19 protein-coding genes are annotated in these 24,403 nt (G+C 65.5%); 15 read left to right on the forward strand and 4 right to left on the reverse strand.

Translation table 11 applies throughout. The annotated features are described in order from the left end of the window. Positions 1–301 precede the first annotated feature (301 nt). Positions 302–1,447: an alpha/beta hydrolase gene (locus ACQPZ2_RS36920; protein WP_433522637.1), complete on the forward strand. Its 1,146-nt coding sequence runs from the start codon at positions 302–304 to the stop codon at positions 1,445–1,447. A 33-nt stretch (positions 1,448–1,480) separates the two neighbouring features. Here the strand turns inward: ACQPZ2_RS36920 and ACQPZ2_RS36925 are convergent, their stop codons facing one another. Both ACQPZ2_RS36925 and ACQPZ2_RS36930 read right to left on the reverse strand, forming a co-directional pair. Further along, positions 1,481–3,253 (reverse strand): chloride channel protein, encoded by a 1,773-nt coding sequence (locus tag ACQPZ2_RS36925; protein WP_433522638.1) that lies wholly within the window; start codon positions 3,251–3,253, stop codon positions 1,481–1,483. An 85-nt stretch (positions 3,254–3,338) separates the two neighbouring features. Then, on the reverse strand, positions 3,339–5,576 hold the full coding sequence (locus ACQPZ2_RS36930) for a hypothetical protein (RefSeq protein WP_433522639.1): 2,238 nt from the start codon (positions 5,574–5,576) through the stop codon (positions 3,339–3,341). Between the two features lie 183 nt (positions 5,577–5,759). On the opposite strand from ACQPZ2_RS36930, the gene ACQPZ2_RS36935 reads away from it, so the two are divergent. The 10 genes from ACQPZ2_RS36935 to ACQPZ2_RS36980 all read left to right on the forward strand — a co-directional run bounded on the left by ACQPZ2_RS36935 (position 5,760) and on the right by ACQPZ2_RS36980 (position 13,563). Further along, positions 5,760–6,245: a MarR family winged helix-turn-helix transcriptional regulator gene (locus tag ACQPZ2_RS36935; protein ID WP_433522640.1), complete on the forward strand. Its 486-nt coding sequence runs from the start codon at positions 5,760–5,762 to the stop codon at positions 6,243–6,245. A gap of 214 nt (positions 6,246–6,459) precedes the next feature. Beyond that, positions 6,460–6,900 carry a hypothetical protein gene (locus tag ACQPZ2_RS36940; protein WP_433522641.1) on the forward strand — a complete coding sequence of 147 codons (441 nt, stop codon included), beginning with the start codon at positions 6,460–6,462 and terminating at the stop codon, positions 6,898–6,900. A gap of 62 nt (positions 6,901–6,962) precedes the next feature. Further along, the gene (locus ACQPZ2_RS36945; protein WP_433522642.1) at positions 6,963–7,415 is read left to right on the forward strand and encodes a CBS domain-containing protein; all 453 of its coding nucleotides are present in this window, start codon (positions 6,963–6,965) and stop codon (positions 7,413–7,415) included. A 28-nt stretch (positions 7,416–7,443) separates the two neighbouring features. After that, positions 7,444–8,733: an SLC13 family permease gene (locus ACQPZ2_RS36950; RefSeq protein WP_433522643.1), complete on the forward strand. Its 1,290-nt coding sequence runs from the start codon at positions 7,444–7,446 to the stop codon at positions 8,731–8,733. A 17-nt stretch (positions 8,734–8,750) separates the two neighbouring features. After that, on the forward strand, positions 8,751–9,302 hold the full coding sequence (locus tag ACQPZ2_RS36955; RefSeq protein ID WP_433522644.1) for a TerD family protein: 552 nt from the start codon (positions 8,751–8,753) through the stop codon (positions 9,300–9,302). 256 nt (positions 9,303–9,558) lie between these two features. After that, the gene (locus tag ACQPZ2_RS36960) at positions 9,559–10,047 is read left to right on the forward strand and encodes a hypothetical protein (protein ID WP_433522645.1); all 489 of its coding nucleotides are present in this window, start codon (positions 9,559–9,561) and stop codon (positions 10,045–10,047) included. Positions 10,048–10,050: 3 nt separating this feature from the next. Next, positions 10,051–11,091 carry a tyrosine-type recombinase/integrase gene (locus tag ACQPZ2_RS36965; RefSeq protein ID WP_433522646.1) on the forward strand — a complete coding sequence of 347 codons (1,041 nt, stop codon included), beginning with the start codon at positions 10,051–10,053 and terminating at the stop codon, positions 11,089–11,091. Between the two features lie 671 nt (positions 11,092–11,762). Then, positions 11,763–12,668, forward strand: a complete 906-nt coding sequence (locus ACQPZ2_RS36970; protein ID WP_433522647.1) for a TIGR03619 family F420-dependent LLM class oxidoreductase — start codon at positions 11,763–11,765, stop codon at positions 12,666–12,668. Next, on the forward strand, positions 12,665–12,994 hold the full coding sequence (locus ACQPZ2_RS36975; RefSeq protein ID WP_433522648.1) for a hypothetical protein: 330 nt from the start codon (positions 12,665–12,667) through the stop codon (positions 12,992–12,994). The genes ACQPZ2_RS36970 and ACQPZ2_RS36975 overlap by 4 nt, the downstream gene beginning before the upstream one ends. Further along, positions 12,994–13,563: a Dabb family protein gene (locus ACQPZ2_RS36980; protein ID WP_433522649.1), complete on the forward strand. Its 570-nt coding sequence runs from the start codon at positions 12,994–12,996 to the stop codon at positions 13,561–13,563. Before ACQPZ2_RS36975 ends, ACQPZ2_RS36980 begins: the two co-directional genes overlap by 1 nt. Before the next feature lie 217 nt (positions 13,564–13,780). Here ACQPZ2_RS36980 and ACQPZ2_RS36985 read toward each other — a convergent pair whose 3' ends face one another. Continuing rightward, positions 13,781–14,158 carry a phage tail protein gene (locus ACQPZ2_RS36985; protein WP_433522650.1) on the reverse strand — a complete coding sequence of 126 codons (378 nt, stop codon included), beginning with the start codon at positions 14,156–14,158 and terminating at the stop codon, positions 13,781–13,783. A gap of 341 nt (positions 14,159–14,499) precedes the next feature. Here ACQPZ2_RS36985 and ACQPZ2_RS36990 point away from each other — a divergent pair, with 341 nt between their 5' ends. Continuing rightward, positions 14,500–15,705: an AI-2E family transporter gene (locus ACQPZ2_RS36990; RefSeq protein ID WP_433522651.1), complete on the forward strand. Its 1,206-nt coding sequence runs from the start codon at positions 14,500–14,502 to the stop codon at positions 15,703–15,705. 276 nt (positions 15,706–15,981) lie between these two features. Here the strand turns inward: ACQPZ2_RS36990 and ACQPZ2_RS36995 are convergent, their stop codons facing one another. Then, on the reverse strand, positions 15,982–16,656 hold the full coding sequence (locus tag ACQPZ2_RS36995) for a hemerythrin domain-containing protein (RefSeq protein WP_433522652.1): 675 nt from the start codon (positions 16,654–16,656) through the stop codon (positions 15,982–15,984). A gap of 56 nt (positions 16,657–16,712) precedes the next feature. Here ACQPZ2_RS36995 and ACQPZ2_RS37000 point away from each other — a divergent pair, with 56 nt between their 5' ends. From ACQPZ2_RS37000 to ACQPZ2_RS37010, 3 genes are all read left to right on the forward strand, one after another. Continuing rightward, on the forward strand, positions 16,713–19,997 hold the full coding sequence (locus ACQPZ2_RS37000) for a BTAD domain-containing putative transcriptional regulator (protein WP_433522653.1): 3,285 nt from the start codon (positions 16,713–16,715) through the stop codon (positions 19,995–19,997). A 56-nt stretch (positions 19,998–20,053) separates the two neighbouring features. Then, complete coding sequence (locus ACQPZ2_RS37005) at positions 20,054–20,503, forward strand: nitroreductase/quinone reductase family protein (protein ID WP_433522654.1); 450 nt, start codon at positions 20,054–20,056, stop codon at positions 20,501–20,503. Between the two features lie 123 nt (positions 20,504–20,626). After that, complete coding sequence (locus ACQPZ2_RS37010; RefSeq protein ID WP_433522655.1) at positions 20,627–23,935, forward strand: protein kinase domain-containing protein; 3,309 nt, start codon at positions 20,627–20,629, stop codon at positions 23,933–23,935. The last annotated feature ends 468 nt before the right edge of the window (positions 23,936–24,403 follow it).

The raw sequence follows: 24,403 nt of genomic DNA on the forward strand, positions 1-24,403 counted from the left end.
CGTGGCTCGGCTGTCGGAGCAGGTGGCCTGTGCAGTGACCATGTCCGGCTGGCGGCGAAAACCCTGCGTGTCGCCGAGCGCACGTGTGGCCGTGGCTGTCGCCATGGAAGTCAGGGCACCAGCCGCGCAAAAGGTGGCATATCGCAACTATTGCAGTAGGAGTCCATCCGGTAGCCTCCGAATCCGTGACGCACGACGCTCCGGCACGACGTTCCCTGCGCTCGATGCCTCTTTCCGATCGCAGAATCGCCGTGACGCAACGGGATACGATGGCGGATGAAGGCCGTCCCACCTCGATTCGATGAGCCTGACCAGCGATTGGCTTTTCTACACCGTGATCGCCGCAGCTCTCGCCGCGGTTATGGTCACTTTGTCGGCCTGGAATCGGGTGCGCGGCCCGCGCCCGGTGCGCTGGCTGACACGACTGCTGATGATCGGCATGTGCCAGGCGACCGCGGTCGCGGTGCTGGGCCTGTGGGTCAACGACAACTTTGCTCTCTACAGCTCGTGGAACGACCTGCTGGGCGAACCGGCCGCCGACGACACCGCACCGGGCGGGGCAACCGGCACCGCCGTCTTCCACGACCTCGGCGACAGGGTCAGCTCCGCTGAATACCGCGGCCCGCGGTCGCGTCTTCGGGGGCGGGTGCTGGTCTGGACGCCACCGCAATACGACCAGCCCGAGTACCGCGGGGAGCGGTTTCCGGTGATCATGTTGTTGCACGGAGTTCCCGGAACGCCGCAGGCTTGGATCAAGGGCGGCCGTGTCACCACCGAGCTGGCGGAGATGATGCGCAAAGGTCAACTGGCGCCAGCGATTCTGGTCATGCCGCGGGTCGATCCCGGCGGAAATACCGACTGTGCCGACATCCCCCGCGGCGCGCAGACCGCGACATGGCTGTCCCAGGATGTGCGTAATCTGATCATCGGCCATTTCCGGGTGATCGGGGACGCCTCCGGGTGGGCGATGGCCGGGGACTCGACCGGCGGGTTGTGCGCGATCACGTTGCCACTGCGGTATCCGGCGCAGTTCGCCACGGGGCTCGCGTTCAGCCCCGACGACTTTCGCGGCGATCCGGATGTGGTGCCCAGCCGGACGCTGCGTCGGCTCAACGACCCGATTCGCCTTGTCGGCACCGGAGCGCCGGTTGCGCTGCTGGTCGCGACGAGCCGCCGCGACCCGTCCAGCACGCCCGCCAATGCCCGAGCGCTGGTCGCTGCCGCGAAGGCGCCGACGCAGGTCGCGCCTCCGCTGATCGTCGATGACGGCGGCCACAATTGGGGGACCTGGCGGGCGATGTATCCGAAAGCGTTCGGCTGGCTCAACACTCATCTGAGTCCACCACGAAAGCCGGCCGCGCCCGCCGCCCTGTCCATCCCCCGGCCCGGAACCACCGAGCCGCCGCAACGGCGCCAGCCCTGTCCGTCGGTATGTTCTCCGCACTGAAGTCGGCTCTGCCGCAGTCGATCCGGATGAGCGTTACCGTCCCGGTTCTGTGTGCAGGACCGAGAGCAGGTCTTCGTGGTTCACCCAGCCGATCACGGCGGTGTGGTCGGCATCGACCACGGGAAGTCCGGTGCTGCCATGACCCGCGAGGGCGATGACGATGTCGTGGAAACAGGTGTCGGCGGCGATCGGCGACAACTCCCGCACCAGCGGGGCCAGGGTGGGCGGGGGTTCGGGCGCGTCGAGGGATTCGGCGACCTCGCGCGCGGACACACATCCGCGATAGCGCCCGGTCGCGTCGAGAACCGGAAGAATCCCGCCGGGGTTGCGCTCGAGCGCGGTCGCGGCCGTTGCGAGATCGCTTGTCTGCCACAGGGGTTGCGGGATAGGTCGGGCGAGGTCGGCCGCCGTCACCGTCGCGAACGGATGCCGAGGGCGATCGATGTCGACGCCGCGACGCCGCAGTTTTCGTGTGTAGATGGTGTCTTTCGACAAGAGCCGCGACACGGCTGCGGCCATTGCGACGGCGGCCATCAGGGGCAGGATGATGCGGTACTCGCCGGTGAGCTCGAACAGGATGATGACCGCCGTGATGGGAGCGCGGGTCGCGCCGCCGAGCGCCGCGGCCATCCCGACCAAACCGTACGCACCGGGGGATTCCGTTGCGCCGGGCAGGATTTGGTGCGCGATATCACCGAATGCGGTACCGGCCATCGCGCCGATGAACAATGTGGGCGCGAAGACTCCGCCGGAGCCGCCGATGCCGATCGTGAGGCCGGTGGCCACCATCTTCCCGGCCAGTAGCAGCGCCAGCATGCCGAGCAGGTACTTGCCCTCGACCGCGTTTTCCAGCACGGGATATCCGACCCCGTACATCTGCGGCAGGGCGACGAGCAGCCCGCCCAGCAGCAGTCCGCCCACGGCAGGACGCGCCCATTCGGGACCGCGCCAGGCCCAGTCGCACAGATCCTCGATCAGATACAGCACCTTCGAGAAGCACACGCCCACGATCCCCACCGCCAAGCCGAGTAGCAGGTACAGCGGGTATTCGACAGGATTGCGGACCGCGAAGACCGGCAGGGTCAGAAACGCCTGGTCGCCGAGGACGGCCCGGCCCACCACGCTCGCGGTTACGCTGGACAGCACGATCGCGCCGAAGGATTCGGCGGCGAAGTCGCGCAGGATCAGTTCCATGGCGAAGAACGGCCCGGCCAGCGGTGCGTTGAAGGTCGCGGCGACACCGCCCGCAGCGCCGCAGGCCACCAGCAGTCGCATACGTTGAGTATCGAGCCGGATCGGCTGCGCGATGGCCGATCCGGCAGCCGATCCGATCTGCACGATCGGCCCTTCCCGGCCCACCGAGCCGCCCCCGCCGATACACAGCGCCGAAGCCACCGCCTTGAGCACGACCACCTGCGGCGCGATGCGTCCGCCACGTTCGGCCACCGCATACATCACCTCGGGTACACCATGCCCGCGCGTTTCCGGCGCGAACCGGTACACGATCGGCCCATAGATCGCACCGGCCACGACCGGGGCCAGCAGCAGGAACCAGCAGCCGAGTCCGGGCCAATGTGTCGAGGCGATCCGGCCGAGCCCGGAGTAGTCGTCGTAACCGGTGAACAGGCGGGTGGCCGCGGTGATCAGGAACCGGAACGCCACCGCCGCGACGCCTGTCACCGCGCCGACGCCGACCGCCATGACGAGCACGCCCGATGAACTCTCCCGCAGCCAGCCGAGAAAAGTCCGGCGCGAGCCGCGAGAGATTCTGAGCGTGTTCTGTTTGGCCCCGTCGAGCAACAGCATGCATGCAGTATGCAATAGTTGTCATATACATGAGAGCTGGGTCGCGGCATCCGTGACCGGAGACACCCCGCCCGAGGTCGGTTGATCAGACGAGTACCGGGGTCGTCGAGGGCTCGGTCTCCGGACCGAGCCTGTCCACGGGCGTGTCGGCGTCGATGCGGCCGCCCCGACGGCTGTCGTGACGGTGTGACCACTGCAGCAGGCCCAGACCCAACAGTCCGGCCAGGGCGGTGGCGATGCCGATCTTCCAGCCCGGCGGCCGCCAGGCCACGATCAGGTCGCCATCACGAGTGCCCGGCGGGATGTCCACGGCGACAAAGGTATTCGCGACGGCGCCGAAGCCGATGTCGTGCCCGTCGAGCGTAACGCGATAGCCGGGCCAGGCCAGGCGGGCGAACACCAGCCGCCCACCTTCGGTCGAGTCGACCCGCAAGTGGCTGCTGACACTGTCGCGGCCGACCTGGGTGAAGGCGACAGCCTGCGCGTCGGCGGGACCCGCACTGGTGGAGATCGGGCCGTTCTCGCGTTCGAGCACCCATATGTCGCGTTCGTGCCCCGGGTAGTCGACCCATTTCCACCCCGGTGGGGCGGGATGGTTGCCGATGTCGGGGTACTGGGCGCGTTGCAGCACCACACGATCCACCTTCATCAGGTCGATATAGGTTCGCCCGGTGGACGGTTCGACCGAGAAGGCCGCACCGAACGCGGCCGGGCAGGTGCTGCCGTCCCAGCCCATGCACAACAGCTTGCTGAACTTCCGGTAGCCGATCGGAGTGTACGCGTTGACATATTGCAGCCCCATGTTCTTGGCGTAGTTGCCGAACGCCAGCGAACCCCAGGCCCGGTCGAGGCTCTGCTCGGCGGGCGGCACCAGGGCGCGGTCGCCGAGTTGCAATGTGACGCCGTCGAAATGCGGGAACGCGGCGCGCATGTCAGAACGCCGCTCCGGGAAGTGATACGACAGCGGCGTCGGCGCTTGCGCGATGACCTGGTAGTAGGCGATAGGGAACATGGCCGCTATGGCCAGCACGCAAGCCGCCGCCACGCCGCGGATACGCGCCAGCCATACCAGGGCCGCGGTGAGCACAGCCACCACCGCCACCGCACCCAGATGCCGCAGCACCAGATGCGGTGCCGCGCTGAAGGATCGGACGAACAGCAACCCGATCAGCACCGCAGCCGCGATGCCCCGGCGTCGCCAGTCGGCGAAACTGCCGTACCGCGACAGCAATACACACACCAGCACCAGCAGACCGACCGCCAGCATTGGCAGCACTCGGGCGGGCCAGCGCAACGGCCCGATACGGCCCGGCCCGGCGGTCCACATCAGGAACATGAGCGCGAACAGGGCCGCACCGGCGAACTCGCGCCACGACCGCCGCACGGCGGCCCAATCGATGAAAGCCAGCAAGGGAATCAGGAACCAGGCGATGTAGACCATCGGGATCGGCTGCACATATCCCCACCAGCCGGTGAAAGCCGGAACCGTGCTGGGCAGACTGGCGTTCAACGATTCCGACCAACCCACGTTCAAGAAATCGTCGTTGAGGACGCGCTCATTGCCGCGCCATGTCACCGACGAGGAAAGCATTCCCGGTAGATAGGTTTCCAATCCCGCCAGGCCCGCACAGGCCGCCACCGCCAGCAGCCGCAGCGAGGGCCACCATGTACGCCGGTACACCACCTCTCCGACAACCACCGCCACGATCATCAGCGCGGCCTCGACCGCAGGAAAGACGTATTGGACCGAGATCGCCAGGTACAGGAACACGAAGACCGGAATCGGCCCGTTCCACCAGCGCCTGGCGTCCGGCTCGACACGCACGTACCGCACCGCCGAGGCCCACGCGTGCAACATCCACGCGGTACCGGTGAGCGAAGTAGCCCAACTGGATTCGTCGAAGAACAGGAACCATCCCGACAGCGGGAAAGCAACGCCCGCCACCGCAGCCCACGGCGTGCGCGCCCCATAGGCCAGGCACACCCGGAATACGCCCAACGCGGCGATGATCGAGAAGATCAGCTTCACGACCGTCACATACAGCGCAAGGTTGTCCACTTCCGGCGCGAACCAGTCCAGCAGCAACTGCGGCGGGTTGTAGAGCCCCGCCTCCTCCATGGAGTAGTTGCCCGACATCCACTCCCACGGCACCAATGCCGGGAACCGCCCCTGATGCAGGTGCCGTCCCAGCATGACCCACATGGGCCCATACTGCGATTCGGTGTCGTCGGTATAGAAGTGGCGCGGATTGGCCAACAGTACCGACGCATACCCCGCGACCACGCCGACGACGGTGACGAATCCCCACCGGCACACGTCCATTCGAGCCCCGGGCGATGTGCGAACTACCACGAGTCGTGGACCCTACCCGATAAAGGCAGTATGCAACAGTTGCGATTTGCCTGAGTTCTGTCCCGGCGCGACGGCGACGGGGATACCCGTGAACAGGGCGCACGCGGCACGATAGAAAGATAGATGCACACAGAGTCGGCGGAGGCGGTCGCGATGGCGAAAGACACAGTGGTCGGAGAGTCGGCCGACGAGATCACCGATGCGCTGCTGGCCGCGTCCCGATTGCTCGTCGCCATGTCCGCGCGCTCGATCGCACTCGTCGACGAATCCATCACCATCCCGCAGTTCCGGACACTGGTGATCCTGTCGACCCGAGGACCGTCGAAAGTCGTCACGCTCGCTCAATCGCTCAACGTTCAGCCGTCCACGGCGGCCCGCATGGTCGACCGACTGGTCACCGCGGGGCTGGTGAACCGCAAACCGAATCCCGATTCACGCCGCGAGCTGATCATCGAATTGACCACACTCGGACATCGAGTCGTCGACCGGGTCACCACCCATCGACGGAGCGAGATCGCCACCGTCGTGGAACGGATGTCCGAGCGGGACCGATCCGGGCTGGTGCGGGCGCTCACCGCGTTCACCAATGCTGGCGGCGAACCCCAACTCGGCTTCGACATCGACAGTTATCAACTCTGATCGAGAGCATCCGACCCGACGACGAGCGGCGTCATACCGTTATTCCCCGGATGGCGAGCGCGGATTCTTGTTGTGCGGCCACGATCCTCGGTGTATTCGCCGTGCCCTGGCATGCTGGGATCAGGCGACCACAGGCCACGTCACTGGAGAATCCGATGGTGCCTGATATCCATCAGACCATCACCGACGACGGCGCGGACTGATCGCCTGGTCGGTGGGCATCGCGGCGGTCGACCCGATGTATGCCGAGTTCTACCCGCAGGTCTCCGAAGGCGGTATGACCGACGTGGCCAACTATCCACAAGCGATGCGAGAAGCGCTGCGCTTGGACGATATCTCCTCGACCGCAGGCTATCTCGACTCCACTGTCTTCGGGTTGCTGCTTGCGCTGCTGGCGATGATCTTCGGCGTCATCGAACTCGCCGGACCGCGCGGTGGCAGCCCCGATTCGATCCTGCACCTCCCAACCGGTCTCGGACCGAATCGAGCGCTGTCCTCCGCGCCCACGGTTTGCCCAGCTGGCGTTTTTACGGCATCTTTACGGGTGGTGCGCCGGGAAGTCTGGTCGGCAACCCGGCCCGGTCGGCGGGTCGGGCGGTCCGGCGAAGGGGTGATTCGTGAGGCTCGCTCGGGTGTGCTGTGCGGCGACGGTTGATCGTACCGATGTCGAGGGCGGATATGTGTCGGTGGAAGCTCGGACGGTCGTATCGTGCTGGTGTGCACGCAAGTCAAATGGCCGAGGACTACCCGTCGGTGACCAAGGATTCCGACGCGTTGGCCGCGGCGAAGCTGCTGGCCGAGCATCGGCTGCCGGGCATCGTGGTCACCGACCGCGACCAAGTGCCCCAGGCCGTACTGCCAGCGTCGCAGGTGGTGCGGTTCCTGGTACCGGGATATGTCCAGGACGATCCGTCGCTGGCCGGCGTGTTGTCGGAATCGGCGGCCGATCGGGTCGCGGAAGCACTGCGCGGCAAGACCGTTGGGCAACTGCTGCCGGAATCGAAACCCAAACCCGTCCTGCCGGTGGCCCGCGCCGACGACACCGTGATCGAAGTCGCCGCGCTGATGGCCCGCTGCCGATGCCCGCTGATCGCGGTCGTCGACGGAACACGAATGATCGGCGTGATCACCGCGTCACGGCTCCTTCAGGTGGCGCTCGCCGCCACGTGAACGGCCGCCCGCGCGGGAGTAGCCGACGATGACCGCCATCGCGGTCACCGCATTCGCAGTGGCGTATCTGCTCATCGCCACCGAGCGCATCCACAAAACCAAAGCCGCCCTCGGTGGCGCGGCGGTAATTCTCGCGCTCGGGGTGCTCGATTCCGGGGAGGCGTTCTTCTCCCACGACACCGGAGTCGACTGGGATGTCATCCTGCTGCTGTTCGGGATGATGATCATCGTCGGGGTACTGCGCCAAACCGGCGTCTTCGAATACACCGCGATCTGGGCGGCCAAGCGCGCCAAGGGATCCCCGGTGCGCGTGCTGATCCTGCTGACTCTGATCACCGCCGTCGCTTCGGCGTTTCTGGACAATGTCACCACCGTGCTGTTGATCGCCCCGGTCACCCTGCTCGTGTGCGACCGACTCGGAATCCGCGCCGCACCGTTCCTGATCGCCGAAGTATTCGCCTCCAACATCGGTGGCGCCGCCACCTTGATCGGCGACCCACCCAACATCATCATCGCCAGCCGAAGCGGGTTGTCGTTCAACGCTTTCCTGGTGCACATGACGCCGATCGTGGTGCTGGAACTGGTGGTGTTCACCCTGATACTTCCGAGACTGTTCCGCGGCTCCTTCGACGCCGACCCCGAACGGATCACCGATGTGATGGCACTGGACGAACGCGAAGCCATCCGCGACCACCGACTCCTGATCGAATGCGGCGTCGTACTGCTCGCTGTGTTCACCGGATTCGTGGGTCACCCGGTGCTACATGTTGATCCCTCGGTCGTCGCGTTGCTCGGCGCCGGAGTGCTGGTGCTGATCTCCGGCACCGAGCCCACCGACTATCTGTCCGGTGTCGAATGGGAGACGTTGCTGTTCTTCGCCGGACTGTTCGTGATGGTCGGCGCATTGGTCAAGACCGGTGTGGTGGAGACGATGGCAGGCTGGGCCACCGACGCCACCGGTGGTGACGCGCTGGTGGCGGTGATGGTGATCCTGGTGGTATCGGCGCTGCTGTCCGGGATCATCGACAACATTCCGTACGTTGCCACGATGAGCCCACTGGTCGCCGACCTCGCGGCCGGAATCGACAACCCCGGGCACACCGACGCCCTGTGGTGGTCGCTGACTCTGGGCTCGGATTTCGGGGGGAATCTAACCGCGGTCGGCGCCAGCGCGAACGTGGTGATGCTCGGCATCGCCGCCCGCGCCGGGGCACCGATCTCATTCTGGGAATTCACCCGCAAGGGCGCGGTCGTCACCGCCATCACCATCGCGGTCGCCGCGCCGTATCTGTGGTTGCGCTACTTCGTATTCGCCTGACATCAAGGGAGAAACCATTGTTCGTAACGCTGCGCGACCAAAGCGGAGCGGAGCTCAACCACGTCACCATGGCGCTGGGCTGGGACCCCGTCCGCACCAGCCGCTGGTTGCGCTCACAGTCGGTCGACATCGACTTGAACGCGGCGGCGCTGTTGTTCGCCGCCGACCAGATCGTCGATGTCGTCTACCACGAACAACTCAGCTCCCGCGACGGATCGGTACGGCACCTCGGCGACAGCACAACCGGAGAAGGCAAGGGCGACAACGAAATAATCACCGTCGACCTGACCCGACTACCACCGGAGGCCACCACCATCGTCTTCATCGTCACCTCCTACTCGGGCCAGACCTTCGACCAGATCGAAAACGCGTTCTGCCGCCTGGTCGACGGCGTGTCCGACACCGAAATCGCCCGCTACGACCTGACCGGCGGCGGGCCGCACACTGGGCTGGTCATGGGCAAACTGTTCCGCACGAACGAGGTGTGGCAGTTCGACCCGATCGGCGAAGCCATCCGCGCACAACATCCCGTCGAAGCCATCCCCCAACTGCGGGCGTTTTTGACCTAGTCGCGACGGTCCAGCGCGCGACCGACATGGCCGGCAAGAACAGTCCGACACCCCGAGATTCAGGGAGCGTCAGCGTTGCGCCGCTGGGACGGTTGCTCACGGCGCTGGACGGTGAGTCCTGAGATCAGGAGGAGACCCGGAAAACCGGCCTCGACATATTCCCCGCGAGGCAAGTGTCGCGAGTGGGTACTCTCCCGTCGGGCGCGGCCGGATCGCGAATAAAATATCGCGCCGCTCCCATGGAGGAGCACTCGTCATGGCCGAGATCGCCGCACTGGTGCTGATTGGGACATTCGTTGGTCTCACTGCTGATGCGAACCAAAAACCGCTCCCGAGATTAACCGATACAACCGCTGTTCGAGTTCGTCGGCGCTTATCGGAACCAGCATCGGCTATCCGGGCGCGCAGAACCTCGCCACGACGAAGATGGATTCGCATCGTCGAGGTAGGCTGCCTCGCCGTGGGCGCCACGCCTGCCGACGCCCTCGACTGGACCAGCGGCACCCGCCTCACAATCCGCTGCTACTACGACGGCATCCTGCTCGTCCACCACACCGATCTCGGCACCGCACACGTCACCAGCGCCTACTTCCGCATCCCCTTCCGGCAACGACGCCAAGCACACCTGGACATCGGCGACAAAGTCCTGCTCGTCGCTCACCCGGATCAACAGCAACTCGCGATCTACCCACCACCGATGCTGAACGCGCTGTTCGGCAACTACCTGCGGTCACTGGAGTCATAGCCGATGACAACAGACGTCCGCACCGTCGCCGACCCGACAGCCATCGACGCCACCCGAATCCTGTTGTCGCAGATAGGCATCACCGCCACCGACCTACTCACCACCCCCGCCGTACCCACCTTCGGCCAAGCCATCCCGAAACTTCGGGCCACCCTCACCCCTGGCACCCTGCGCACCTACAACACCCACCTCAACTGGCTCGAAACCACCTGGCACAACCACCCATTGGACCAAATCTCCAAAGCTGATCTCGACCACCGAGCCCACACCATCCAGACCACCAGCAGCGCCAAACCCGGCGCACGCAACGGAACCAGCGCACGAGAACACTTCATCAGCACCGCACGCTGCCTCTACCGCTACGCCGAAGACAACAACTGGATCCACCCCACCCGAAACCCCGCCCGCCACCTAGCAATACCCACCCGACCCCCATCACAACGCCAAGCGATCCCCTCGCCCCAACTCACCGAGATCTGCCACATCACTGCCCTCACCTTCAACGACCCCGAACTCGACACCCTCCTACTACGCCTACACACCGAAACCGCCTGCCGCCGTGTTGGTGCCCTGCGGCTTCGCCCCTGCGACCTCGACCCACACCACTGTCTAATTCTGCTACGCGAAAAAGAAGGCATCGACCGGTGGCAACCCGTCTCCCCCACCCTCATACGACACCTCTTGCGCCACGCCGAACAACGCGGCAGCCCACCCACCGAACAACTCCTGCGCTACCGCAACACCAAACCCATCACCGCCCGCCGATACGACCACCTCTGGGCCCGCATCGGTGAACACCTCCCCTGGGTCGCAACCCAACACATCACCACCCACTGGCTACGCCACACCACCCTCACCTGGGTCGAACGCACCTTCGGCTACGCCACCGCCCGCACCTACGCAGGCCACCACACCCGAAAAACCCACGGCACCACCGCCACGTACGTCAAAGCCGACCTCTACGAAATCGCCGCAGCACTATCCGCCCTCACCCAAGAACCCCACCCACTAGTCACTGCTGAACCCCACCGCATCACGCTCTGACAACCATGGTGCCGGTCCCACCAACACGCGACCGGCACCATCCAGAGCAGCCCTCGACCAACGATTCCACGGCCACAACACATTTGACTCGGGCAACAACCCGAATCTGAACCACGCGACAGAACCGACGCCAGCCCCTTCCGCCCAGCTACCCCCAATGGAATACCGAAAAGTGTTGCAGCTCAAGATAATACCGTCGTCAATACGTGATCACAGATTCTGTGCTATTCTCTAGCGACGCACGATAGATGCCACTCGTGCACACATCTGCACCAATATTGTTGCGGCTGCGTGATCGATTCCCCTCTCGCGCACCTCTCGAGCACGCATTTGTGCCAATGCCTGACACGAATCCGTGTTCGAATCCCTCTGACACGGCGTTCCCACCGGCGATGCTGCTCGGTGCTGGCCGAATGCGCGGACCGGCGGGCTCGCCGACCACGTTTGTCTCCAGGGCCTCTGACGACGCCGACGCGCGCAGGGGTCGCTCGCCACCCGACCAGCCCTGAAGGTGCGCCATAGTCCCCCGATATCGGCTTCGTATCCCGTTCGACCTGTGGGTCTTGCTCAGCGAGATTGGCCGCGTATGCGATGGCCGTCACACTGCAGGCTCGATTCGACAGCCCGCAGCCGCGGGTTCCGGATAGTTCGAAAAGGATGGAGCCGCGACCATGGTTCGAATCGGCGTATTGGCACCCTATGTCGACGGTCTCATCACCTCTGGTGGATTTCTCCGCGATTTCGCCGGGACGCTGGAGGACTGCGGCGTCGAATCGTTGTGGACCGTCGAGCATGTGGCGGTAGCCGAAAGTTACGAACCGCTGTATCCGTATTCGGACGACGGACGAATGCCCGGTCCGGACACCGGAGTCGTCCCGATGACCGATCCGCTCGAGACCATCGCCTTCGCCGCGGGTTGCACGACCACGCTGCGGTTCGGCACCGCAATGGTCGTCGCACCCCTGCACAGCCCGGTGGTGCTGGCGAAACGGGCAGCGACCATCGACCTGCACTCCGACGGCCGGCTGTTGCTCGGATTGGGCATCGGATGGCAGAAAGAGGAATACGCCGCCGTCGGTGTGCCCTATCGCGCGCGGGGCGCTCGCCTGGACGACTGCATCGGCGCGATGCGGACCCTGTGGGCCGATGCTCCGGCGAGCTTCCACGGTACCCACGTATCCTTCGACGGACTGCACTGTGTGCCGCAACCGGCTGGCGGCGCGATTCCAATCGTGTTGGGCGGCAATAGCGAACCTGCCGTGCAGCGAGCAGCTCGACTCGCGGACGGTTGGTTCCCCTACACCATCGGTCCCGAGGACTTCGCGCTGCGAGCCGACCTGATCCGCGAGACCGCCGAGGCCGTCGGAAGGGCCTCGGATGCAGTCGAATTCACCGCTTGGCCGGGCTCGTGTGACATGACACGCGAGTTCGACCCGGACTTCATCCGGCCGTATGTGACAGCGGGCGCTTCCCGACTGGTGATCAACCCGCCGTTGTTCGGCCCGGAATCGCTACTCGGCCCGCGCGGCCTGCGCGACTACCTCGCCCGGTATCAAGACACGCTGGAGAAACTGTGAAACCCCTGATCGACGTCGTCAACGTACTCGATGTGATAACCCTCGCGGCAGACCACGTCGATTCGTGGCTGCAACGCTGGCATACCGACTATCTACCTGATGCGCACGAACAGCGTGGCATGCGCGTCGTGCGCGTATGGCGGTCCTACCCGTCACCTGACACCGTCTCGATCCACATTCTGTGGGAACTCGACGGCGGCTACGCCTTCTACGGTATGCGCAGCGCGGCCGGTGCCGATCCGGGGGTGGACCGATTCTGGGTCGAGACCGACGCCATAGCCATCACCCGCGACCGCCGCATGCTTCAACCACTGGAGGCGAACTGATGACCCGCTGGTTCATTCGTACACCGGTCGATAACGGGGTCGTGTTACCCGAAGCCGGAACATCCTCGGTGCGTGTCTGTTCGGCCGGGCCGGATCTGCCCGGCAGCGTCGGCGGATTGGGCATGACATGCGACCTGACCGCAGATGTCGAGCCATGGCGAGCACTGCCCGGCCTGCCTACATCAGCCGATATCGTGGCGCTGAGACCGGTTGCGTCGCAGCAGGTCACACTATCGGGGCCGCGAGTCAAACGGACCCTGCTGCTGCGGGTCCGACCCGGTACACCTGAGCACACCGTCACGCGGTTCGAAGCGGACCTCACAGCGATGCCCCGACACATCCGCACCATTCACTCGTGGGCACTGAGCAGAACCGACGCCGCTGCGGGCTGGACGCACGCGTGGGAGCAGGAGTTCGCCGACCCCGACGGTCTCAACGGCGAATATCTGCTGCACCCCTATCACTGGACCTGCGTCGATCGCTGGTTCGACGCGGAGATTCCCGACGCCATCGTCGAGCCCGCCATCGCCCACATTTTCCGCTGGGCCGACAACCCCATCCTCGGGTAGAGCAGGCCTCGGTGGCTTCTAATCGGCTGACACGGCCCGCTTCCCCCTCGCTCCGGCCGGTTGACCCCGCCCGAAACTTGCGGCGAATCTGCTGCGAGATGCCCACGGGTCACGACTGCTAGCTCGATGGCCACTGAGTCGGCCCGCCACAGACCAGCGCGGGCCGATCCAGCGCCGAAGATCCGGCTAGTCGCGGAACGACGCCGAGCGAACTGTGCTACTCGATTTTCATCTCTTCGTAGGCGACAGTGACGCTCTCACTCACCGGCTCTGCGTGCTCAGCGTCGAGCGAAGGCTCCGTCCAACTGGTCGGCAGGGCGCGCAGCAAGCGAATTCGCCGACCAGGATTCTTATCAGAGTCCATCACGGTGATGGTGATGTCCTCTCTGGCGGAATCCATGCCTCCGTCGGCCAACGTTCGCTCGATCCAATCGGTGAACGCTTTGCTCCGATCAAGCCCCCGGGTGATCCGCACCTCCCCCAGCGTGCCCTCCGACGGCGTGCTGATACCCCGCACGTCCTGCACCGTTTCCACCCTGAAATCGCCCAGATCGATGGCGAAGCTACGGTTGTCGGCCTTGTCCTGGATTTGCATGTCGACCTCCTGAATTCGTAACCGGTTGGGTTCTCTCTCATGAGGCAATGCCACTCGAGAATACGGTGTGGCTCGGGCCACCGGAGTGCGAATTCGCCGAGGCGCACCATGCCCTCGCCGTCCTGGGGATCATGGTGAGCGGCTGTTTCCAGGACCGGCCGGTGGGTAGGTCGACATGCAGAGGTCGAGTAAAGAGCGGCGGTTGGCGATGAAACCGGTCCAAGTCGAAACAGTCACCCTGGGGCACACGAACATCGCCGCGCTGCGAACGGATTCGAGTCCCGCCCGCATGAGAGGGATGGCCCGGGTGCGGGGCCCATGTGCACGTGGGCGTCGATGCCATGAATGAAGACACCGACCCAGAACCCGAGGAGCGCCGAACCCTGGACGGGACGGAGCAAGGCCACAGGGACTTGGTCGCGCAACCGCACACCCCCGACGAGGGCGGACCGATCCTTACCGCGGAAGCGGCGGCTGCGCGGGCCAGCACGGCGCATAACCCGCTGGGCAAGCCGGGGCGACGATTCGATCCGCGATCGCCGTTCATGGTCGGCATGACAGGCGCGGCCGGAGTGGCGGTGACCTACGGCGCGATCCAAGCACTGATGGCCGTAAGTCAAGTGCTGGTCTTGATCACCATCGCGTTGTTCCTGGCAATAGGGTTGGAACCTGTCGTGTCGTGGTTGGTTCGGCCGTGGTTTCCACGATGGGCCGCCGTGACCGCGGTGTTCCTGGTCGCGATCGGCTTGCTGGCCGGGTTCCTCGCCGCCGCGATACCTCCGCTGGTCACCCAAGGTAGCGCCCTGGTCCACAACGCTCCGGACTACGTCGACCATCTTGCGCACCGATATCCGCTCATCGACACGCTCAACACACGCTTGCACCTGCAGGACCGACTCCAGCAGTGGCTCGGGTCCGATCCCTCGAAGCTGGCCGGTGGTGTCCTGGGCGCGGGCCGCCTCGTATTCAGCATCGTCAGTGGCACGGTGGTCGTCGCGGTGCTCACCGGCTACTTCATGGCCAATTTCGCACAGCTTCGAACTTCGATCTACCGGCTGTTTCCGCACTCGCGCCGAGCTCGAGCGATCCTGATCGGCGACGAGATCTTCGTGAAGGTCGGCGGCTACATCCTGGGCAATCTGGTCATTTCGGTGATAACCGCGGTGTTGACATTCATCTGGCTGCTGATCTTCGACGTGCCCTATCCGCTATTGCTGGCCGTCCTGGTCGCCGTCCTGGACTTGATCCCGGTAGTGGGCTCCACGCTGGCCGGAATCATCGTGGCCCTGGTCGCACTCACCGTGTCCCTGCCCGTCGCGGTGGCCACCATCGTCTTCTTCATCATCCTGCGGTTGTTCGAGGACTACGTACTTGTGCCCAGAATCATCGGCAGAACGGTGCGGGTGCCTGCGGTCGTGACGGTGGTGTCGGTGCTGCTCGGTGGAGCCTTGCTCGGGATCGTCGGTGCCCTGCTCGCCATCCCGGTCGCTGCCGCGGTGCTGCTGATCATCAGTGAAACGGTGTTGCCGTCTCTGGACGAGCGCTAGCTACCCGCGCTCGGCTGGATGCGGGCGGCGGACCGATCTCCGGGATCAAATCAGTTTGGGACGGCGCTCCGGGATCAGCCCCCTGCTGCTGCTCACCTGGCTTCGCGTCCGGATCGACGTTGTCCGCGCGCTCCCACTCCTTGTCCAACTCGGTTCGCGAATCCGCCGCCGCACTGCGATGCACATGCGCCTGAATGTGATCGGACACCTGAGACGGCTCCGCCGCGCAGGTATCGCCCAGCAGGGAAGGTCTCGGGGCCAACACAGGCCGAGGATCTATTCGGGATCTGTCCCATAGATCGAGCGGTACTCCTTGGCGAAGGCGCGGCGGCCGAGCAGGCGCCAGGCGAGTCTGGCGGCGAACGGCATGTCGGCAAGGAACTTTCGGCGTTCAGCGTGCGGTACCCCTTGCAGGATGAAGCCGAGGAAGACCAACTGCCGGTCCTTGGGCACGGCGGCGCGTCCCCGTTCGCCGAGCGCCGCCCATTCGCGAACGGTCATGACGCGCCCGGCGAGCGGCAGGACGAGTGCCTCCTCCTCGGCCATATGCTCGTCGAGGGCGGCAGCGAGCGACGACAGCGTGGCCACGAGATGCCCGCGCGCCTCAGGATGCGCCGATGCGGCGAATTCCTCGGCCTGGCGGTCCGCGCGGGCGATCAGTTCGGCGATCCGCTCATGCTGTTCCTCCATCCGCAGAATCAGTGCGCCATCGGTCTTCGCCCGCCCGAGCAGCAGTGGCCACATCAGCTCGTCCTCGCCGGCGTGGTGGTGATGCAGGCCGGTATCGAGTTCGGTGAGGAACTCGACGATGCGGCCCGCGCGAGCGGTATCGCCGTCGGCTACATCGCCGACGAGTCCGGGCAGCGCGTTGAAATGGCGGCGAAAGGCGTTGTGGACAAGCACCATGTCAGCCGTATCGGGGCGTTCGGTGGTCTGAGTCGCGGTGTTCATGGTTCTCACTGTGTGTCGATCCGCTTGTAGCGCACTTGCAATAGACTTGGCCGGTCATGGTGCGGATTCAGGTGCTCGGCTCGCTGGCCGCGCAGACAGAGCGCGGCAGCGTCGATCTCGGTGGCCCACGCCAGCGCGGTGTGCTCGCCCTTCTGGTCGTGGCCCGCGGCGCGGTCGTACCGATCGACCGGCTGATCGACGATCTCTGGCGCGGTGAGCCGCCGCCGCGTGCACTCGCCGCGTTGCAGGTCTACATTTCGCACTTGCGCAAGCTCCTCGAGCCGGATCGGCCGCCCCGCTCGCCGGCCACCGTGCTGGTGAGCCAAGCACCGGGATACGCGCTACGGCTCGCCCCCGAGGCGGTGGACGCCTGGCAGTTCGAAGCCGAACTACGCAGCGCGCCAACGGATTCCGCAGAACGACGGCGCATTCTCGAACAGGCGCTCAGCCGATGGCACGGCCCGGCATTCGCCGAGTTCAGCGACGAATCGTGGGCACAACCCGAAGCGAACCGACTCGAGGAACTACGCCTGGCCGCGCGCGAGCGACTGGCCGCGACACTGGTCGAACTCGGTGACCCGACCGCCGCTGCCGCGGAAGCGGATGCGTTGACGAGTACGCATCCGCTGCGCGAGGAGGCGTGGCGTATTTCGGCGCTGGCGCGGTTCCATGCGGGGCGACAAGCGGACGCGCTCGCCGCGCTACGTGCCGCCCGCGACGTACTCGCGGACCAACTCGGCATCGACCCCGGCCCCGCCCTGGTCCAACTCGAGGCCGATCTGCTGGCGCAACGCATCCCCGTCGATCTACCCGCACCGGTTTCATTTCCGTCACCGACACCCGAGCCACCCGCAGCGCATTCCGAATTCATCGGCCGGACAAGGGAACTGGATGAGCTGCGGCGGGCGGCACGAGCGGGCGGCGCACCTCGTGTCGCGGCCGTGATCGGGGAAGCAGGCAGCGGCAAATCCCGCTTGCTGCAGCGGTTTCGGGCCGAGCTGGCGGCCGGCGGCTGGCGTGTGGTCACGGGCCGCTGTCCCGAGGAGGACGGCGCACCACCGGCCTGGGCCTGGTTGGAGGCGCTACGTGAGCTCGCAGGCACGGTCGATCCCGGCCGATACGCCGAGCCGCTGGAGCCGTTGCTCGCCGATCGGCGCCGCGAGTTCGGCGCCGATGCCTCGGTCGGGCGGTTCCTACTGCATCGCGCCGTCGGTGCGTACCTGGACGAGGCGGCACGACAGCAACCGCTCGCGGTATTTCTCGACGACCTGCACCGCGGCGACTCCGAGACGGCAACTCTGCTCGCCAGCGTGGCGAAATCGGCCTCGATCCTGATCGTGATCGCCTACCGTCCCGACGAGATCGGGATGCCGCTGGAAGACACGCTGGCCTCGCTGGCCACCGTGACCGCAGCGCGGATACGCCTGCGCGGCCTGGGTTTCGACGATGCGGCGGTTCTCATCCGGTCGGTATCGGGACACGATCCGGATCGGGCAACGATCGAGGCACTGGCCGAACGCACCGACGGAAATCCCTTCTACCTCACCGAAAGTGCTCGTCTACTCGCCAGTGAGGGCGCGCTCGTGGCGACTTCGGAGGTACCGGAAGGCGTCCGCGACGTGCTACGCAGGCGCTTCGCACGGCTACCCGAAGTCAGCGTGTCGGTCCTGCGCCTCGCCGCGGTGATCGGACGCGAATTCGACATCGACGTGCTGATCGGCGCGGCCGAAATCGACGAGGACAAGGTCCTCGATGCCGTGGAGGCGGGCGTGCTCGCCGGACTGCTCGAGGAACCGGATCCCGACCACGCGCGCTTCACGCACGCGCTCGTCCGCGACACCTTGCTCGGTGACCTGTCCCGCATACGGCGACGCCGCTGGCATCTGCGCATTGCCGAGTCGATCGAGCGGGCCCGACCGGACGACCTGTCGGCGCTCGCGCACCATTTCGGGGAGGCGCTCACCGCGGCGACGGCACGGCGGGCCGCCGACTATGCTCGCGCGGCGGGTGAACAGGCCGAACGCCGATTCGTCCACGATGTCGCGGCCGAAAGCTACGGTCGCGCCGTCAACGCGCTCGAACGGATCACCGGCGCAGACACGACGGCCGAGCGGGTCGCCGTGCTTTCGGCTATGAGCAGGAGCCATCTCGCCGCCGGCGCCGGACTGCCAGCTCGCGATGCACGCGACCAGGCGGTGTCGGCGGCCGACACGCCTGAATTGCTCGTCGAGGCGCTCACCGCATGGGACACGCCGACTCCCTGGCTGAACCGCGCGTACGGATCCGTCGACCAGCGGGTGGTTGCCTCCATCGACGAGGCGCTGCGGACACCCGGGCTCACGCCGCAGGCGCGCTGCAGGCTCCTCGTCGCGCTCGTCCGCGAGATCGGCGGAGAACTGCACGAACGAGCAAGCGAGGCGGCCGAGGAAGCCGAAGCGCTGGCACGCGGACTGAGCGATCCTGGACTGCTCGGGCTGGCCTTGCAGGCGCGAACCTCGGTGTACGACACATCAATTCCGCTCGCCGATCGTGAACGGCTCGCCACCGAGTTGATTCGCCTCGGCGAGGCCAACGATCTTCCCGCTTTCGCGCTGATCGGCCGCAACGCCGCATTCCAAGTCGCCGCGGCCGGTGGCGACGTAGACCGCGCGAATACCGAACTCGCGGCCGCGACGCTGCTGGCCGACCGCTACCAGTGGCGTCAGGCCCAAGCCGCGAACACCATGGGCCGCGCGATGATCGCCCACCTGACGGGGAATCTCGAAGCGGCAGAACAGCATTATCAGCAGGCCCACGAATTGTTCATGCGCCACAAGGTCTTCGATTCGGACGGCAACCAGCTGATCGCCCTCCTCACCATCCGTCTCACGCAAGGCCGGGTCGGCGAATTCGCACCGCTGCTCGCCGAAATGTTCACCCAACTCGGAAGTTCGGGCAACGACCTCGTCGCCGACCCGCTCGCGTTGGCGCTGCTGGCGACCGGTGACCGGCGCGGCGCACGAGCGGCAACGCAGGGTCGCCGCCCGCTGCGTAACGACTTCTTCCGCTCGCTGTTCCTCACCGTGCGCGGCATGGCCGTCGCGGGTCTCGAACAACGCGCCGAAGCGGCGCAGGTGTACCAGCAGCTGCGCACCTACACCGGTCAGATCGGCGGCGCGGACACCGGCGCGCACGCCGTTGGCCCGGTCGACACCGTGCTCGGCGACCTCGCGGCGCTGCTCGGCAAACCCGACCGCGCGGCGGAGCACTACGCCGCCGCAGAACGCCTCGCCCGCCGCTGCGGATGCCGAGAGTGGATCACCACCGTGCACAACCGCATCGGTTTACAAGTGGACTACTAGTCGCATCCGGAAGCTGGGTAGCAGATCACGCATCAGCCAGCAGAAGGAGCGCCGCCATGCCGACCGACCGTCAGCTCAAGACCTTGACCACCATCCACCGCACGGTAATAAAGATCAGCGGCGGCATCCTCGGCACAACCTTCAAAGGCATGCCGACGCTCACGCTGACCACCACCGGCCGCAAATCCGGCCGACCGCACACCGTCGTCCTCACCGCACCGATCATCGACGGCGACACGATCGTCATCGTCGCCTCCCGCGGCGGTGATCCCACCGACCCGGCGTGGCTGCACAACCTGCGCGCGAACCCCGCAGTCCAGGTTTCGCTCGTGCACGGCCCGAACCGGCCGATGACCGCTCGCGTCCTGTCACCGGCCGAGCGGGACGAACTCTGGCCCGACGTCATCGCAGCCCACCCCGGCTACGCCGACTATCAGGCGATGACGACCCGAACAATTCCTCTGGTCACCCTGACCCCACTCGCCGATGAGATCGACGCTCCATAGGCCCGTGACTCGCGACGCGGACGGGCGGACCGTTCATCTTTGCCAGCGATACGCTGGGCATTGTCGAAAGGGAGCGCATGGCGCCGATGTTCGCGTACCTGCCGAGTGGATTGCACGCCGCTGATGACAGCCGATGATCCATTTCGGACCCGCCGCGACGCGGTCACACCCGTCGCGGATGATTTGAGCGCGTCCGGGTTCGAGGACGCCGAAGAGGTCGGGCGTGGCGGTTTCGGTGAGGTCTATCGCTGCAGGCAGGTGGCGCTGGATCGCACGGTGGCGGTGAAGGTGCTGACCGCGGAGCTCGACGAGGAGAACCAGGAGCGGTTCTTTCGCGAGCAGCGGGCGATGGGGCGGCTGACCGGACATCCGAATATCGTCACTGTGCTCCAGGTGGGTGTCACCGCAAGTGAACGTCCCTATCTGGTGATGCCGTATCACCCGTTGGATTCGCTGGACGCGTGGATCCGTCGGCAGGGACCGTTGCCGGTGCAGACCGTGTTGTGGATCGGGGTGAAGATCGCGGGTGCGCTCGAGAGCGCCCATCGGCTCGGCATCGTGCACCGTGATGTGAAGCCGGGAAATATTCTGCTCACCGACTACGGCGAGCCGGCGTTGACAGATTTCGGCATCGCGCGCATTGCCGACGGATTCCGAACGACCACGGGCGTCGTGACCGCGTCTCCGGCGTTCACCGCGCCCGAGGTGCTCGGTGGCGACGACCCGACGTCGGCCGCGGATATCTACGGGCTCGGTTCGACCCTGTTCTGCGCGCTCACCGCGCATGCCGCGTTCGAACGCCGCCGTGGTGAGCAAGTAGTCGCCCAGTTCCTGCGGATCACCAGCCAGCCGGTGCCGGAGCTGCGCGAAAGCGGCATACCCGATGACTTGTCGGCGGTGGTGGAATCGGCGATGCAACGGGATCCGCAGCAGCGGCCGTCGGCGACTGGAATAGGCGAGGCCCTCCGGCAGGTACAGCTGCGCCACGGATACCCGGTCGGCGAGATGGCGCTGCACGTGAAACCAGCCCCAGAGCCGTTGGACTACGCCTCGGCAATGCGGGAATGGGGCCCGCCGCCGACGGCTGAAGGTCACGGCAGCATCGGCGAGTTGCCATTGGAGCTCACCAGTTTCGTCGACCGCCGCACCGAGACGGCCGAGGTGAAAAATCTGTTGTCCACCTGCCGACTCGTGACGCTGGCCGGGATCGGTGGCGTCGGCAAGACCCGGCTTGCGCTGCGAGCGGCGGCGAACGCTCGACGCGATTTCGCCGATGGGGTCCAGGTTGTCGAACTGGACGATGTGCGCAACCCAGCGATGCTCATCGACGTCGTCGCGGCCGCCCTTGGCCTGCGGGACGATTCGGCCCGGTCGACGCAGGGAGTGCTGGTCCAGTTCCTGCAATCCCGGGAAACGCTGCTCGTTCTGGACAACTGCGAGCAAGTGTCGGCGGCTGCCGCGGGGCTGGTCGAGACGTTGCTGATGGCCTGTCCGGATCTGCGGATTCTCGTCACCAGCCGCGAACCCCTCGACATTGCCGGGGAAGCGGTACTGCGGGTGTTGCCGCTGAGCGTGCCGGACCCCGACGGTGAACCGCCGCTGCGCGGACTGCCCAAATACGACGCCGTGACATTGTTCGCCGACCGCGCCGCGGCGGTGGTGCCCGGCTTCGAACTCACCGACGACAACAAGGCCGCCGTGACCGGAATCTGTTCGCGGCTGGACGGATTGCCGCTGGCGATCGAACTCGCGGCGGCACGGATGCGCGCCATGTCGCCGCACCAGATCCTGCAGCGGCTCACCGACCGATACGCGCTGCTCACCCGCAGTAGTCGCACCGCACCCACCCGGCAACAGACACTCCGAGAGTGCATCGACTGGAGCTACCAGCTGTGCACGCCGGTCGAGCAGCGGATGTGGGCTCGGCTAACGGTATTCGCCGGTGGTTTCGAGCTCGACGCCGCCGAATGCGTGTGTGGTGCCGAGTTGGCGCCGGAGAGTGTGCTGGACGCACTGTCCTCCCTGGTGGACAAGTCCATCGTGAATCGGGAGGAACCCGAAGGCGTCGTGCGCTTCCGAATGCTCGAGACCATGCGTGACTACGGTCGCGAGAAGCTACGAGAGACCGGCGAATACCAGGATCTGCGTCGACACCACCGCGACTGGTACCAGCGCCTGGCGTTGGACGCCGAGGCCGGGTGGATCAGTGACCGGCAGCTCGACGTGCTCGCTCGACTCGACCGCGAACAGTCGAATCTGCGGGACGCGCTCGAGTTCTGTGTATCCGACGACACCGCGGAATCGGCCGAGTCCGGGTTGCGCACCGCCGCCGCGTTATTCGTGTACTGGAGCTTCCGAGGACGGTTCGGGGAAGGCCGACGCTGGCTCGACCGCATCCTCGACCACCCCGCCGCACATTCGATACCCGATCGCGTCAAAGCACTGCATACGAGCACGTACATGGCTGCGGTGCGGGGAAACCTGCAATACGCGGCCAGCCTCGTCGAGCAGGCATGCGCCCTCGCCGAACAGGACCCCGCACCCACCACCAAAGCGCTGGCCACGGCCGCCGAGGGCACCCTGGCACTGTTTCGAGGTGAACTCGATCAGGCGATATCCGCACTCGAGCCCACCCTCGCGGTATTCGAATCCAACGCACGAGGAGCTCTGTATATCTCCACGTTGTCCAACCTCGGATGGGCACACGCACTCCGGGGAGACACCGGACGGGCGATCCAGTATCACGAGCGGATACTTTCCATCACCCAGGCGTGCGGCGAATCGCTGTTCCGATCGACCACACTGTGGGGCATCGCCATCACCGTATGGCAGCAAAGCGAGCAGTCCCGCGCACAAGAGTTACTGCTGGAATCACTACGAGCCAACCGGCGCGTCCGCAGCCCTGTCGTCGCGGCGCTGGCAATCGAGGGACTGGCCTGGACCGGCGCCGACGACAATGGCGAACGCGCGGCCATCCTGATGGGCGCCGCCGAGCACCTGCTGCGCTCCGCCCCAGGTGTCACCACTTTTTTCACGGAGCTATCCCACTATCACGACGAATGCGAGCGCCTCGTGCGGCGCGCACTCGGCGACCGCGGATTCGACGCCGCCTTCCAGCGCGGACAAGCCATGGGGATGAACGCCGCTGTCGCGTACGCCCTGGGAGAACCACCGACCACCAAACCACACGACTCCGGACCGACCCTGACCAAGCGCGAACGCGAAGTCGCCAACCTTGTCGCCCAAGGACTCACCAACAAACAGATCGCCGCAAAACTCGTGCTCTCCCAGCGCACCGCACAGCACCACGTCGAACACATCCTGAGCAAACTCGGCTTCACCTCCCGCGCCCAGATCGCGGCCTGGGTCATCGACGAGGTCCGGCAAGAGCGGGACCACGGATCCAATGGCGGTTTCGGCCCGATGCGCTGAACGAGGTTCGAGAGTTCTTCTCGTTAAACGGAAATTTCCGGTCATCGCACCGCTTAAACCGGAATCGTCTGCTATGTATTTATCAACCGACACAGTGATAGCCTCGCGCATTCACGCGATCAACATAGGGGCAATCAACAGCACGCGGCACTGCCGATAGCTTTCGGATTGCACTCCCATAGCTCGCTCTGTCAAATCCACCTCCCAGTGAGCGGGACAAAGCGCGCCGACCGGCTCCCACGGATCGGATCGAGATTCACATATTCCGCACAACTTTTATTGCTTCCACTTTTACTTTCTCGGTGCTAAAAATGTCACTACCGTACGGCACCAGTTATACGCACCTCCTATTATTCGAGGTAAATAGATTCGAGCTCCTTCGGCTCAGAAACACGGCAAATGCATGAAATGAATCACCCGGTGCCGCACACCGAGTGGAGGAAATGCTTCTGGATTCCAAAAGACATC

The sequence above is a fragment of the Nocardia pseudovaccinii genome, assembly GCF_050942345.1.
Lineage (GTDB): Bacteria > Actinomycetota > Actinomycetes > Mycobacteriales > Mycobacteriaceae > Nocardia > Nocardia pseudovaccinii.

Coding starts and splice junctions, on each gene's coding strand:
- ACQPZ2_RS36920 (WP_433522637.1), top strand. CDS start 302: ATGAGCCTGACCAGCGATTGGCTTTTCTACACCGTGATCGCCGCAGCT.
- ACQPZ2_RS36925 (WP_433522638.1), bottom strand. CDS start 3,253: ATGCTGTTGCTCGACGGGGCCAAACAGAACACGCTCAGAATCTCTCGC.
- ACQPZ2_RS36930 (WP_433522639.1), bottom strand. CDS start 5,576: ATGGACGTGTGCCGGTGGGGATTCGTCACCGTCGTCGGCGTGGTCGCG.
- ACQPZ2_RS36935 (WP_433522640.1), top strand. CDS start 5,760: ATGGCGAAAGACACAGTGGTCGGAGAGTCGGCCGACGAGATCACCGAT.
- ACQPZ2_RS36950 (WP_433522643.1), top strand. CDS start 7,444: ATGACCGCCATCGCGGTCACCGCATTCGCAGTGGCGTATCTGCTCATC.
- ACQPZ2_RS36960 (WP_433522645.1), top strand. CDS start 9,559: ATGGCCGAGATCGCCGCACTGGTGCTGATTGGGACATTCGTTGGTCTC.
- ACQPZ2_RS36965 (WP_433522646.1), top strand. CDS start 10,051: ATGACAACAGACGTCCGCACCGTCGCCGACCCGACAGCCATCGACGCC.
- ACQPZ2_RS36970 (WP_433522647.1), top strand. CDS start 11,763: ATGGTTCGAATCGGCGTATTGGCACCCTATGTCGACGGTCTCATCACC.
- ACQPZ2_RS36980 (WP_433522649.1), top strand. CDS start 12,994: ATGACCCGCTGGTTCATTCGTACACCGGTCGATAACGGGGTCGTGTTA.
- ACQPZ2_RS36985 (WP_433522650.1), bottom strand. CDS start 14,158: ATGCAAATCCAGGACAAGGCCGACAACCGTAGCTTCGCCATCGATCTG.
- ACQPZ2_RS36990 (WP_433522651.1), top strand. CDS start 14,500: ATGAATGAAGACACCGACCCAGAACCCGAGGAGCGCCGAACCCTGGAC.
- ACQPZ2_RS36995 (WP_433522652.1), bottom strand. CDS start 16,656: ATGAACACCGCGACTCAGACCACCGAACGCCCCGATACGGCTGACATG.
- ACQPZ2_RS37000 (WP_433522653.1), top strand. CDS start 16,713: ATGGTGCGGATTCAGGTGCTCGGCTCGCTGGCCGCGCAGACAGAGCGC.
- ACQPZ2_RS37005 (WP_433522654.1), top strand. CDS start 20,054: ATGCCGACCGACCGTCAGCTCAAGACCTTGACCACCATCCACCGCACG.
- ACQPZ2_RS37010 (WP_433522655.1), top strand. CDS start 20,627: ATGACAGCCGATGATCCATTTCGGACCCGCCGCGACGCGGTCACACCC.